Here is a 12,543-nt window from a genome sequence, read left to right as displayed (position 1 = left end):
CGGGGTCCGTTCGAGATGGTTCAGGGCGGCGGAGTTTTTCAGGGCGGCTTGCGGTCCCGGCCCGGCACCGGCGATACGGGGCGGGGGCGGCGGGGGCGGATAGAGTGCGGGTGGGCCGTGACTGGCGCTGAGGTGGAGTACCACCGGGGAGCGGCCTGACGCATACGTCGGTGCCGTGCGCCTGGGCGAGTGGACTGAACACGCCTGGAGGCAACGGTGGCATCGACACATACCGCGCGGCTCATGGACGGGGCCGGTCTGGCCCGGCGCATCATGGGGGAGACCGCCGCCAAGGCGTCGATCCTTGCACGGCGCACAGGATTCGCACCGTGCCTGGCGACGGTGCTGGTGGGTGAGGATCCCGCGTCGGTGACGTATGTGCGGATGAAGCAGTCGCGCAGCGCGAAGGCCGGAATCCTGTCGCGCCATGTGGCGCTTCCCGCGCGGACCAGTACGGCGGAACTCGTGGAGACGCTCGGCGCGCTGTCGGCCGACCCCGAGGTGCACGGCATCTTGTTGCAGCATCCGGTGGGCCCGCACATCGACGAGCGGGCGGCGTTCGAGGCCATCGCGCCGGAGAAGGACGTCGACGGCGTCACGGTCAGCTCGTTCGGCGCGATGAGCTTCGGTCTGCCGGGGTTCGTGTCGTGCACGCCGGGCGGCATCATGCGGCTGCTGGAGGAGTACGAGGTCGGGCTCGCGGGGAAGCGCGCGGTCGTGGTGGGCCGCAGCGCGATCCTGGGCAAGCCGGTCGGGATGCTGCTGCTCGCGAAGGACGCGACGGTGACGTACTGCCACTCGCGTACCGAGGACCTGGCCGCGGTGGTCGCGGAGGCGGACGTCGTGGTGGCGGCGGTGGGGCGGGCCCGGCTGATCCGGGGTCAGGACATCAAGCCGGGCGCGGTGGTGATCGACGCCGGGTACAACGCGGGCAATGTCGGCGACGTGGACTTCGAGACGGCCCGCGGTCGTGCGCGGCTGATCACGCCGGTGCCGGGCGGGGTCGGGCCGATGACGATCGCCGTGCTGCTGGCGCAGACGGTGGACGCCGCCGCACGCCAGCTCGGGGTGTAAGGGCCCGGGACCGGGACGGGCCGCCGTTGCCGCGGTGTTGAGCGCGGCCGACCTGCGCCGATGTCCGCTTGAGGGGCAATTGTCAGTGGTGGGTGGCAGGCTGTGACCGTGACCAGGACTCAGTACTACACAGCGACCACGCTCGACGGATTCCTCGCCGATGAGGCGAATTCGCTCGACTGGCTCTTCGAGGTGGACACCGAACCCGGAGAGCCGTTCGAGCGCTTCATGGCGGGCGTCGGGGTGCTGGCGATGGGTGCGACGACGTACCGCTGGGTGCTGGAGCACGAGAAGGTGGTGGACCGGCCGGAGGAGTGGCGGCGCTGGTACGGGGACCGGCCGTGCTGGGTCTTCACGCACCGGGACGATCTGCCCGCCGTGCCGGGGGCGGACATCCGCTTCGTCCAGGGCGACGTACGGCCGGTGCACGCGGAGATGGTGGCCGCGGCGCGAGAGGGGAGCGGTGGCAGCCGCGGCTACGGGGAGAACGTGTGGCTGCTCGGCGGCGGCGAGTTGGTCGGGAACTTCGCCGACGCCGGGCTGTTGGACGACATCATCCTCGGCGTCGCGCCGGTGACGCTGGGAGCGGGGGCGCCGCTGCTGCCCAGACGGCTGGACGGGGGGCGGCTGCGGTTGACGGACGTGGAGCGGGTCGGCCAATTCGCCTATCTCACGTACGAGGTGGGGCAGCCGGTGACGCCGTCCGCCGGTGGGGGCGGGGGTCAGCCGAGCGCGTAGGCGATCAGGGTGAGGGTGACCATCGAGAGCAGGGTGGTGAGCAGGACGGTGTCGCGGGGGAGGTCGGTGGGGAGCCGGTATTCGGAGGCGAAGATGAAGGCGTTCTGCGCGGTGGGAAGTCCGGCGCACAGGACGACGGCGAAGAGGGCGTGGCCGGAGAGGGCGAAGGCGTAGCGGGCCAGCAGATAGGCCAGGAGGGGGCGGACGACGGTCTTGAGGCTGGCCAGCAGGCGGCGTTCGGTGCGCGCGGCCGGGGTGGGGCGGGAACGGGCGTGCAGCGACATGCCGAGGGCGAAGAGCGCGGAGGGAACGCCCGCGCCGCCGAGCAGTTGGACGGGGGAGACCACTTCGGCAGGGGCAGTCCGGTGGCGGCCGCCGCCAGGGCCGTGGCGGAGGCGGCGATCACCGGGTTGCGGAAGGGGAGTCGGAGCATGCGCCGCCACAGCGCGCCGACGCCGCGGAGGGTGTCGAGGTCGATCAGGACGAGGATCAGCGGGGTGACGAAGAGCATCTGGAAGAGCGCGGCGGCCACGATGAAGGACGTGTCGTGCAGGACGTGGACGGCGACCGGGATGCCGAGGTTGGCGGAGTTGACGTAGGACGCGCACATCGCGCCGATCGCCTGGTCGGCCTGGCGGTGCCGGAACAGCTTGCGGCTGACGGTCAGTGCGCGTGGCGGACCCGGGGGCGGCCGTATCGGGCGGGTCGAGGAGGGAGCGGGGACGGCGACTCATACGTGTGGCCTGGGTCACATCTTGGGGTGGGGGAAATAATCCGACCGCCGAAAGAGCTTGATGTTTCAAGATCTTATGAGGGGGTCAGCATGGCGTCGAAGGTGTCGACCAGTGCGTCGGGCACGGCGGTCAACGCGGCGCGGGGCGGGGAGAATCCGCTGCCGGCCGCCGGGATACGGACGAAGGTGCGGGTGCCGCTGCGGTTCTCGGACGGGTGGGGGACGACGGCGGACGTGTTCACGTTCACCGGTCTGGTGGACGGCAAGGAGCACTTGGCGCTGGGCCTCGGGGACTACGAGGGCGCCGAGTCGCCGTTGGTCAGACCGCATTCGGAGTGCCTGACGGGGGACGTGTTCGGGTCGCAGCGGTGCGACTGCGGGCCGCAGTTGCGCGAGGCGGTCGAGCGGATCGCGGAGACCGGCGGGTATCTGCTGTATCTGCGGCAGGAGGGCCGGGGGATCGGTCTGTACGCGAAGCTCGACGCGTACGCGCTCCAGGACGACGGCCTCGACACGTACGAGGCGAATCGCGCGCTCGGGCGCGGCGAGGACGAGCGGGACTACACCGCGGCGGCCCAGATGCTGGCGGCGCTCGGGGTCGACGGCATACGGCTGCTGAGCAACAACCCGGACAAGGCGCGGCAGCTCACCGCGCTCGGGACGGCCGTGGTCGAGCAGATTCCGACCGCCGTCCACGTGTCGGCGGCGAATGTCAGCTACCTGCGGGCGAAGGTCGAGCACACCGGTCACACGCTGGCGCTTCCCGCCTGAGCCGGGACGCGACGTCGACCGCGGCGCCGCGCCTGGGCGGTGCGGATCCGTACGCGCGAGGGCGCGGGCACGGTTGAGCGTCGTGAACGTGATTCGACCCACGATCGAAACGGTGGCGTTTCGATCGCGGGCCGTCTATGGTTATGTGTACGACATCGTTTCGACTCGGAGGGCAGGGCGACATGACGGCTGAGGTTTCCGCCACGCGTCGTACGCGCCTGACCCCCGAGCGCGAGCACGAGCTCTACGCGGCGGTGGTCGAGCTGCTGCGTGAGGTCGGCTACGAGGCGCTGACGATGGACGCGGTCGCGTCCCGTACGCGTTCCAGCAAGGCGACCCTCTACCGCCAGTGGAAGGGCAAGCCGGAACTCGTGGCCACCGCGCTGCGGCACTCCAAGTCGGTGTCCACGGCGGACATCGATACGGGCTCGCTCAGCGGTGACCTGCACGAACTCATCCGCTGTCACGACCAGGACGAGACCAAGCGGGACCAGGAACTCATGCGCGGGCTCGCCCACGCGGCCTTCAGGAACGAGGACCTGTTCCGCGCCCTGCGGGAGCTGCTCATCGAGCCGGAGCTGGTCAGCTTCCGGGCTCTTGTGCAGCGCGCCGTGGACCGCGGTGAGCTGGCCGCCGACAATCCGGCACGCGACTTCGTCCCGCACCTGCTGTTCGGGGCCGCATTGGCGCGGCCCATCATCGAAGGTCTCGACCCCGACCCCGACTTCTCACACAGATACATCGACGCGGTGGTCGTCCCCGCCCTGCGTCTGTCGTGACGAAGCGCAGTGACCACTGATGTGATCTGACCTTTCCCCGCGCCCCTCAGCACGACTCGGCGCCCCGGCGCGACTCAGCACGACTTCCTCAGCACGACATTCCCCGCACCACCGCTCCACCTGACACGCCGCTCTCGTCGTCGGGCTGGTTCCTCACGCCCACATTTCCATCCTCCTGACGGGAGCCCATGCCCCCATGGCCACATTCCTCTACAAGCTGGGCCGGCTCGCTTTCCGGCGACGGCGGTTCGTCGTACTGATATGGGTGGCGCTGCTGGCGCTCGCCGGTGTCGGCGCGGCGACCGCGCCGTCCGCGCCGAGCGACAACTTCACGGTGCCCGGCACCGAGGCGCAGCAGGCGTTCGACCTGCTGCATGAGCGTTTCCCCGGCACGAACGCCGACGGCGCGAGCGCGCGCATGGTCTTCCAGGCACCCGACGGTCAGAAGATCACCGCGGGACCGAACAAGGCGGCGGTCGAGAAGGTCGTCGACGAGCTGAAGAGCACACCGCAGAAGGCGACGGTCGCCGATCCGTTCGCCGCCGGCGGTGACGCGATCAGCAAGGACGGCACCACCGCTTACGCGTCGGTCAGTTACACGGCCAAGTCCTCCGACATCACCGACGCCACGCACACGGCGCTGGAGGACGCGGCGCAGCACGGCAGGGACGCCGGGCTGACGGTGGAGACCGGCGGTACGGCGCTCCAGGCGTCGGTGGAGACCGGGAACAGCGAGATCATCGGTGTCGGCATCGCGGCGGTCGTGCTGCTGATCACGTTCAGTTCGCTGGTCGCGGCGGGGCTCCCGCTGCTGACCGCGATCATGGGTGTGGGTATCGGTATCGCGTCGATCACCGCGCTGGCCAGCACGCTCGGTCTGTCCAGCACGTCGTCCACGCTCGCGTCGATGATCGGACTGGCGGTCGGTATCGACTACGCGCTGTTCATCGTGTCGCGGCACCGGCATGAGCTGATGGAGGGCCGAGAGGGTGAGGACGCGGCCGGCCGGGCGGTCGGCACGGCGGGCTCCGCGGTGGTCTTCGCCGGTCTGACCGTGCTGATCGCGCTGGCGGGCCTGGCCGTGGTCAACATCCCGATGCTGACCAAGATGGGGCTGGCCGCGGCGGCCACCGTCGCCATCGCCGTACTGATCGCGCTCACCCTGATTCCCGCGCTGCTCGGCTTCGCGGGACCGAAGGCGCTCAGCCGCAAGGTCCGCAAGGGGCGCGCGGTCGACACCGGCAAGCCGAACATGGGCACCCGCTGGGCGCGCATGGTGGTACGCCGCCGGGTGCCGATCCTGGTCGCGGGCGTCGTGGCGCTGGGCCTGGCCGCGATCCCGATGACGAGCATGCAACTGGGCCTGCCCGACGACGGTTCGCAGCCGGTCAGCACGACCCAGCGCAAGGCGTACGACCTGCTGTCCGACGGTTACGGGCCGGGCTTCAACGGGCCGCTGATGGTGGTGGTCGACGCCGCGGCGAGCGACGACCCGAAGGCGGCGGTCGACCGGATCAAGACGACCATCACCGGCTTCCCCGATGTGAAGACGGTCAACTCGCCCGCCTTCAACACCAAGGGCGACACGGCCACCCTTTCGGTGGTGCCGGACTCCAAGCCGAGCAGCGCGCAGACCGAGGACCTGGTGCACGCGATCCGCGGGCATCAGGGTGAGTTCACCGGTACGACCGGCGCGCACGTCCTGGTCACCGGCACCACGGCGATGAACATCGACGTGTCGCAGAAGCTGAACGACGCGCTGGTGCCGTATCTGGCGCTGGTCGTCGGTCTGGCGTTCCTGCTGCTGATGCTCGTGTTCCGGTCGGTGCTGGTGCCGCTCAAGGCGGCGCTCGGCTTCCTGCTGTCGGTGCTCGCGGCACTGGGCGCGGTCGTGGCGGTCTTCCAGTGGGGCTGGCTGTCCGGCCTGATGGGCGTGGAGCAGACCGGGCCGATCATGAGCATGATGCCGATCTTCATGATCGGTGTGGTGTTCGGTCTCGCGATGGACTACGAGGTCTTCCTCGTCACCCGGATGCGGGAGGCGTACGTCCACGGGGAGTCGCCGAGCCAGGCCGTCGTCACCGGCTTCAACCACGGTGCGCGGGTGGTGTCCGCCGCGGCGGTCATCATGATCAGCGTCTTCGCGGGCTTCATCGGCTCCTCCGAGTCGATGATCAAGATGATGGGCTTCGGCCTCGCGATCGCGGTCGCCTTCGACGCGTTCATCGTTCGTATGACCATCGTCCCCGCCGTGCTGGCGCTGCTCGGGCGCTCCGCCTGGTGGCTGCCGCGCTGGCTCGACCGCGCGCTGCCCAATGTGGACGTCGAGGGTGAGCAGCTCCGCAAGAGCCTCGGTGACACGGTGACTACCGGCGGCGGCGCCTCGGGGACCGGTGCTTCGGAGGAGGAGCACGAACCCGTACGCGTCTGATCATGTGACGCCGTCGGTTGTGGCTTCGTCCAGTCGGACGCGGCACCAGGTGACGCCGTCCGTTGTGTGATCCTCCACCCGTCCGGTTGCCTTCGGGCACCGGGCGGGTGTTTGACGTTCACCTCGGAGTCGGTGGAATGTCGCGTTCCTGTCTGTCGGGGATGCCTAATATCTGGCGACATTCACAGAACATGCGTACCGGGGGAACCGATGGCACCTCAAGAAGTCCCTCCGGAAGCCGTCGGGCGCGTGAGGTCCTGGTTCCTCGCCGCGCGCACACGAGCGGCGCTGCTCGCCGCGGGCGTCGCGGCGGTCGCCTTCTGTATCGGTGACGCGGTCGCGGGCAGCTACCCGTTCGGCTCGCGCACGCGCAGCGTCAATGACCTGGGCAACCAGTTCGTCCCGTACCACGCGCACCTGTGGGACCTGCTGCACGGCAGGGCCGACGGCGGGCTCCTGCTCAACTGGCAGTCCGGCTACGGCAGCAGCTTCCTGCCGGACCTCGGCACGTATGTCTCCAGCCCCTTCGCGCTGCTGGTCGCCTTCTTCCCGCGCGACCGGATCGACCTCGCCGTCTACGCCGTGACCGTGCTGAAGATCGGCGCCGCCGCCGCGGCGATGGCCGTACTGCTGCTGGCGCTGCGCCCAGGCCGCTGGTGGGCGGCGGGCGCGCTCGGCGCGTCGTACGCGCTGTGCGGCTGGACGGTGATGCTCGCGTCGTACAACCCGATGTGGCTGGACGGCCTGATCGCGTTCCCGCTGCTGTGCCTGGTGGGGGAGTGGGCGCGGACCGCGCGGCGGCCGTATCTGAGCGTCCTCGTGGTCGCCCTGTGCTGGATCGCGAATTTCTACACCGCGTATATGGCGACGATCGGCGCCGGGCTCGTCCTCATCGCCCGGCTGCTGACCGAGCCCGACCGCGGTGACACGACCGCGCCGGACCGGACCGCACAGGACGGGACCGCACAGGACGGGACCGCACCGGGCGTCGGCGGCCCCGGCGGTACGCGTGAGCCGCGCGAGTGGCTGCGCGCGCTCGGCAGGGCCGCGCGCAGCATGGTGCTCGGCATCGGCCTGTCCGCGCCGCTGGTGCTGACCATCTTCAAGGGGACGAAGCTCGCCTACCCCGGCCTGGTGCAGGAGTTCGAGCCCAAGCCGTGGTCGGACCTGCTCGGCCGGATGCTCCCCGGCACGTACGGCTTCACGACGCCGTCCACGTACATCGACACCGCGGCGCTGCTGCTGGCCTTCGCGCTGCCCTTCCACCCGGCGGTGCCGCGCCGCACGCGCACGGTGTGGACGGTGCTGGTGCTGGTGGTCACCGCGTCGTTCCAGTGGAAGCCGACGCATCTGCTGTGGCACGCCTTCACCACGCCCAACGGCAGCGCGTACCGCGAGACGTTCGTGCTCAGCGGGATGATGGTGATCGCCGGGTGGTTCGCCTTCGCGCACGGTCTGCCCGGCCGGCGTCAACTCGCGTGGGCCACGGGCGTGATGGCGGCGCTGGTGGCCGTCACGCGCTTCGGTGCGGAGAAGGGCGTCACCGGGCAGGGCACGTATCCGCTGCTCGCGCTCGGCCTGGTGGTCACGATCGGCGCCCTGTTGCTGCTGCGCTGGGCGGCGGAACGGTCGCAAGGCGGTGCCGCGCCCACCGGGGCTACCGCGGCCACCGGGGCTTCCGCGCCCGCCAAGGCTTCCGCGCCCGCCACGCTGCCCGTGGTGCTGGCCGCCACGCTGCTGATCGGCGCCCAGATCGGGCAGTCGGCGTTCACCAACGCCTGGGACGTCAGGAAGCGGCTGGCGACCATGGACGATTACGGGCAGTGGGGCCAGCGCGAGACGTACCAGTACGACGCCGTCGCGAAGGCCGACGGCTGGCCGGACTACCGCACCGATCCCGGACGCGAACAGACCGTCGGCAACGACCCGTTGATGGTCGACGGCCAGGGCGCGCAGTACTACAGCAGCCTCACCGCCGATGTGTGGACGAAGACCCTGATGGCGCTCGGCGGCGGCTGGACCTCGCGCGGCCGGTCGTTGCAGAGCCTCGACAACCCCGTCACCGACGTCATCTTCTCGGTCGGCGCGCGCGTCCACTCGCGCCGCGACCCGCACCAGGTGCATGTGAACCCGCCGCCGAACGTGCCGCCGACCGTCACCCGGCAGGAGGTGCCGCCGCTGGTGACGATGCGCGACGCCGCACCGGCAGGGCGCTACGGCCTCTCGCCGTACCGGAACCAGGAGTTGCTGCTCGGCTCCGCCGTCTACACCCCGACCAGCGCCGAACTGCGCGACAGCAAGGGCCGGTTGATGCCGCGCACCCCGAAGGGGTACCGGGTCACCGGGTACGTGCGGCATCCGCGGACCAGTACGTACTCGCTGCGGACGTCCTGCCCCGCGGGCAGCGAAGTGTACTTCTGGTCACCGGACTTCAAGGGTCAGGTCACGCTCCCGGGCGCCGCGCCGGTCGACTTCCTCGGCCGGATGCCCACCCACCGCGCCGCCGTCGAGCGCCTGGGCGAAGTGCCGCGCGGCGGCGGGAAGTTCGCCCTGAAGGTACGGGCCCTGGAACCCGGCACCCTCTCCTCGGACGGCGTCGGCTGCCTCGACCGGGGCAGGCTCGCCGCCGCCGAGCGGAAGCTGGCGGCGGGCGCCGCCACCCGCGTCCAGGTGACCGACGACGGCATCAGCGCCCAACTCCCCTCAGGCGCGCACGGATTCGCGGTCGTCGCGGCCCCGGCCATCACGGGCTGGAGCTGCGCCACCGACAACGGCTCCAGGCACCCCGCGCGCTCCTACCTCGGGCTGATCTCCGTGCCCGTCACCGCGGGCGCCACCTCGGTCTCCTGCTCCTTCACCCCGCCCGGCCTGCACCTCGGCGAGGCGATCGGCGGCGCCTCACTGCTCGGCGTCGCGGCCCTCGCGGCGTTCGGCTGGTGGCGCGGGCGCCGCCGCCCCGAGGAGGACGGCGACAGCGAACCGGTACGGCCGGTGCCCGCGGCGCTGGTCGAGAGCTGAGGCGGCTCCCGCACCTCAGAGCGGCACCGGAGGCTCCCGCACCTCAGAGCGGCACCGGAGGCTCCCGCGCCTCAGAGCGGCACCGGCGGCTCCCGCGCCTCAGAGCAGCACCGGCTGCTGGACGCCGTTCTCCATCGCCAGCAGCCACCGCTTGCGCGGCAGCCCGCCGCCGTAGCCCGTCAGGTCGCCGCCCGCGCCGACGACGCGATGGCACGGCACGATGACGCCGATCGGATTCCTGCCGTTGGCCAGGCCCACCGCGCGGGAGGCGGTGGGATGGCCGAGGATCGCGGCGAGTTCGCCGTACGAGACGGTCTCGCCGTACGGGATGTCGCGCAGCGCCGACCAGACGCGCTGCTGGAAGGGCGTGCCCGACATCGCCAACGGCAGGTCGAAGCGGGTGAGTTCGCCCGCGAAGTAGGCGTCGAGCTGGGCGCGGGCGGCGGCGAAGACGGGGCTGTCGCCGCGCGGGCCGAAGGTCTCCTGCGCGGGGCGGTGCCGCTGCTCGGTCATGTAGAGGCCGGTGAGGGCGCAGCCGCGGGCGACGAGGGTCAGTTCGCCGCAGGGGCTGTCCACGACGGTGTGGACCGGGTGCTCCGCCGAGGGGGCGGGGCGGGTGGCGGTCATGAGGGTGAAGTCCCTTTCTCATCGCTGGTGTTGGGGGGCAGGACGTTGATCGGGTGGTCACCCGTCGCCCACAAGTACTGCGTGGCGTAGGCCCGCCACGGCGACCAGGCGGCGGAGTGCCGTACCAGCGCCGCCGGAGTCGTCGGCAGGCCGAGGTCGCGGGCGGCGTACCGCACGCCGAGGTCGGTGGCCAGGAAGGCGTCGGGGTCGCCGAGCGCCCGCATCGCGATCGTCTCGACCGTCCACGGCCCGAATCCGGGCAGCGCCGAGAGCTGGGCGCGGGTCCGTATCCAGTCGCTGCCGACGTCGAGGTCCAACTCGCCGCTCTCCAGGGCCCGTACGAGCGCGGCGAGGGTGTTCCTGCGGGTCTGCGGCATCGCGAGGGCGGCGGGGTCGAGTCCGGCGAGCGCGGCGGGAGCGGGGAAGAGGTGGGTGAGGCCGCCGCCGGGGTCGGTGACCGGCTCGCCGTGCGCGAGCACCAGACGGGCGGCGTGCGTACGGGCCGCCGCCGTCGAGATCTGCTGCCCGAGGACGGCGCGGACCGCGAACTCCGGCCCGTCCGTGACTCGCGGCACCCGCCGCCCCGGCGCCTTCGCCACCAGCGGCGCGAGCACCGGGTCCGCGGACAGCAGCGCGTCCACCGCTTGCGGGTCCGCGTCCAAGTCGAGCAACCGGCGGCAGCGGCTGATCGCCTGCGCCAGGTCACGCCAGTCGGTGAGCCACAACTGGCAGGCGATGTGGTCGGGTTGGGGCCGCAGCGCCACGATCCCGGTGCCGTGCGGCAGCCGCAGCGTGCGCCGGTACGCGCCCGCCCGCCACTCCTCGACGCCCGGTACCGCGGTCGCGGCCAGGTGCCCGAAGAGATTGTCCGGGGTGAGCGGGCGGCGGAACGGCAGCCGCAGTGACAAGGTGCCGGTCCCCGCGGCCGGACGCCCCTTGGCGACCCGCGCCCGCAGCTCGCTCGGCGACAGCGCGAAGACCTCGCGCACGGTGTCGTTGAAGGCGCGGATGCTGGCGAAGCCCGCCGCGAAGGCCACTTCGCCCATCGGCATCGCGCTCGTCTCGATCAGCAGCCGCGCGGTCTGCGCGCGCTGGGCACGCGCCAGGGCCAGCGGCCCGGCGCCCAGCTCCGCCAGCAGCTGCCGCTCGACCTGCCGGGCGCTGTAGCCGAGCCGCGCCGCGAGGCCCGGCACCCCGTCGCGGTCCACCACCCCGTCGGCGATCAGCCGCATCGCGCGCGCCACCAGGTCGGCCCGCTCGTTCCACTGCGGCGAGCCGGGGCTGGCGTCCGGGCGGCACCGCTTGCAGGCCCGGAAACCGGCCTGCTGCGCGGCGGCGGCGCTCGGGTGGAAGGTCATGTTCTCGGCCTTCGGCGGCACCACGGGGCAGCTCGGGCGGCAGTAGATGCCGGTGGTCCGCACCGCGGTGTAGAACCATCCGTCGAAGCGGGCGTCCTTCGACCGGACGGCGCGTACGCAGGTGTCGAAGTCCGGGACGGCCGCGGCCGACCCGGAGTCCCGGACCGTTCCCCCGGCGGCGTTCCCGCTCGCGGCCCTGCCCGCAGCCGCAGCCGCAGCCCCAGCCGTAGCCGTAGCCCTGTCCGTATCCCTGTCCGTATCCGTGTCCACCCCACCAGCATCGCCCGTCGTCAGGCTTCCGGTCTGGCGGAAATCCGACATGGACGTCGAGGCGCGTGCGGTGCGGGGGCGGTCGGTGCGGGCGGGTTGGGGACGCCCGTACGTACGGGGGCTCAGTCGGAGACGTTGCTCGCCGGTACGTAGAGCAGATCCGCGTACTCCGGGTGCTTGCCGAGCCAGCCCTCGAAGAACGGGCAGATCGCCAGGACCCGCAGGCCCTGCGCGCGGGCGGCGTCCAGGGCGGTGCGGGCGAGCGCGGAGCCGACGCCGCGGCCCTCGTAGGCGTCCTTCACCTCGGTGTGGATGAACGCGATCATGTCCGGGGTCCGCAGATACGCGGCCACCCCGGCGATGTCGTCGCCGATACGTGCCTCGTACCGCTTGCTCTCGGGCGCGTCGGTGACCGTGACGTCACCGTGGACGGAGGCGGCGCCGTCGCTCATGAGCGGTAGTTCTCGACGGTGGAGGCCGGGCGGACCTTCGCGTCGCCGGGGTCCTCGCCCGCGTCGGTCAGGGCGCGGCGCTGCCGCAGCAGGTCCCAGCACTGGTCGAGCTCGCGCTCCAGGGCGGCGAGCCGCTCCTGTTCCGTCGCGCCGTCGATGCTGCCTGCGGCGAGCAGATCGCGCAGCGCCTTCTCGTCCGCGACCATCGCGCTGATCCGGCCCAGAATGGCCTGGTCTGCCGAGGAGTCGTTGGGCTGTTGCACGGGGCGCCTCCCGGGTCGGTACGGCCTTG

At 71.7% G+C, this 12,543-nt stretch carries 12 protein-coding genes and 1 riboswitch; of the genes, 6 read left to right on the top strand and 6 right to left on the bottom strand.

What is annotated here, in order from left to right; all coding sequences use genetic code 11:
* Positions 1–107: 107 nt before the first annotated feature.
* Positions 108–194, top strand: a riboswitch (ZMP/ZTP riboswitch).
* A gap of 49 nt (positions 195–243) precedes the next feature.
* Together ACFY9V_RS20985 and ACFY9V_RS20980 are read left to right on the top strand one after the other, a co-directional pair.
* A complete protein-coding gene (locus tag ACFY9V_RS20985; RefSeq protein ID WP_355338087.1) occupies positions 244–1,074 on the top strand; it encodes a bifunctional 5,10-methylenetetrahydrofolate dehydrogenase/5,10-methenyltetrahydrofolate cyclohydrolase in 831 nt (276 codons plus the stop codon).
* Positions 1,075–1,182: 108 nt separating this feature from the next.
* Complete coding sequence (locus ACFY9V_RS20980) at positions 1,183–1,812, top strand: dihydrofolate reductase family protein (protein WP_391162353.1); 630 nt, start codon at positions 1,183–1,185, stop codon at positions 1,810–1,812.
* Here the strand turns inward: ACFY9V_RS20980 and ACFY9V_RS20975 are convergent.
* Positions 1,797–2,159, bottom strand: coding sequence for an AEC family transporter (locus ACFY9V_RS20975; protein ID WP_391162351.1), 363 nt, complete (start codon positions 2,157–2,159; stop codon positions 1,797–1,799). The genes ACFY9V_RS20980 and ACFY9V_RS20975 overlap by 16 nt on opposite strands.
* Positions 2,160–2,619: 460 nt before the next feature.
* A complete protein-coding gene (locus ACFY9V_RS20970; RefSeq protein ID WP_391162576.1) occupies positions 2,620–2,787 on the bottom strand; it encodes a hypothetical protein in 168 nt (55 codons plus the stop codon).
* Here ACFY9V_RS20970 and ribA point away from each other — a divergent pair.
* The 4 genes from ribA (at position 2,738) to ACFY9V_RS20950 (ending at position 9,544) form a co-directional block, all read left to right on the top strand.
* Complete coding sequence (ribA, locus tag ACFY9V_RS20965; protein WP_391162563.1) at positions 2,738–3,316, top strand: GTP cyclohydrolase II RibA; 579 nt, start codon at positions 2,738–2,740, stop codon at positions 3,314–3,316. The genes ACFY9V_RS20970 and ribA overlap by 50 nt on opposite strands.
* 182 nt (positions 3,317–3,498) lie before the next feature.
* Positions 3,499–4,095 (top strand): TetR/AcrR family transcriptional regulator, encoded by a 597-nt coding sequence (locus ACFY9V_RS20960; protein WP_188282412.1) that lies wholly within the window; start codon positions 3,499–3,501, stop codon positions 4,093–4,095.
* Between the two features lie 196 nt (positions 4,096–4,291).
* The gene (locus ACFY9V_RS20955; protein ID WP_391162349.1) at positions 4,292–6,526 is read left to right on the top strand and encodes an MMPL family transporter; all 2,235 of its coding nucleotides are present in this window, start codon (positions 4,292–4,294) and stop codon (positions 6,524–6,526) included.
* Positions 6,527–6,736: 210 nt separating this feature from the next.
* Positions 6,737–9,544, top strand: coding sequence for a YfhO family protein (locus ACFY9V_RS20950; RefSeq protein WP_391162347.1), 2,808 nt, complete (start codon positions 6,737–6,739; stop codon positions 9,542–9,544).
* A 99-nt stretch (positions 9,545–9,643) separates the two neighbouring features.
* On the opposite strand, the gene ACFY9V_RS20945 is transcribed toward ACFY9V_RS20950, so the two are convergent.
* From ACFY9V_RS20945 to ACFY9V_RS20930, 4 genes are all read right to left on the bottom strand, one after another.
* Positions 9,644–10,171, bottom strand: coding sequence for a methylated-DNA--[protein]-cysteine S-methyltransferase (locus ACFY9V_RS20945; RefSeq protein WP_355337888.1), 528 nt, complete (start codon positions 10,169–10,171; stop codon positions 9,644–9,646).
* Positions 10,168–11,799, bottom strand: a complete 1,632-nt coding sequence (locus ACFY9V_RS20940) for an AlkA N-terminal domain-containing protein (RefSeq protein ID WP_391162345.1) — start codon at positions 11,797–11,799, stop codon at positions 10,168–10,170. Before ACFY9V_RS20940 ends, ACFY9V_RS20945 begins: the two co-directional genes overlap by 4 nt.
* A gap of 122 nt (positions 11,800–11,921) precedes the next feature.
* Positions 11,922–12,251, bottom strand: coding sequence for a GNAT family N-acetyltransferase (locus tag ACFY9V_RS20935; RefSeq protein ID WP_355337894.1), 330 nt, complete (start codon positions 12,249–12,251; stop codon positions 11,922–11,924).
* Complete coding sequence (locus ACFY9V_RS20930; RefSeq protein ID WP_391043593.1) at positions 12,248–12,457, bottom strand: DUF2630 family protein; 210 nt, start codon at positions 12,455–12,457, stop codon at positions 12,248–12,250. Before ACFY9V_RS20930 ends, ACFY9V_RS20935 begins: the two co-directional genes overlap by 4 nt.
* Positions 12,458–12,543: the final 86 nt, after the last annotated feature.

Origin of the sequence: Streptomyces sp. NPDC008317, from assembly GCF_042955955.1 — a bacterium.
Lineage (GTDB): Bacteria > Actinomycetota > Actinomycetes > Streptomycetales > Streptomycetaceae > Actinacidiphila.
Note: the sequence above shows the minus strand (reverse complement) of the source record. Positions and strands in the feature narration are given on the sequence as shown.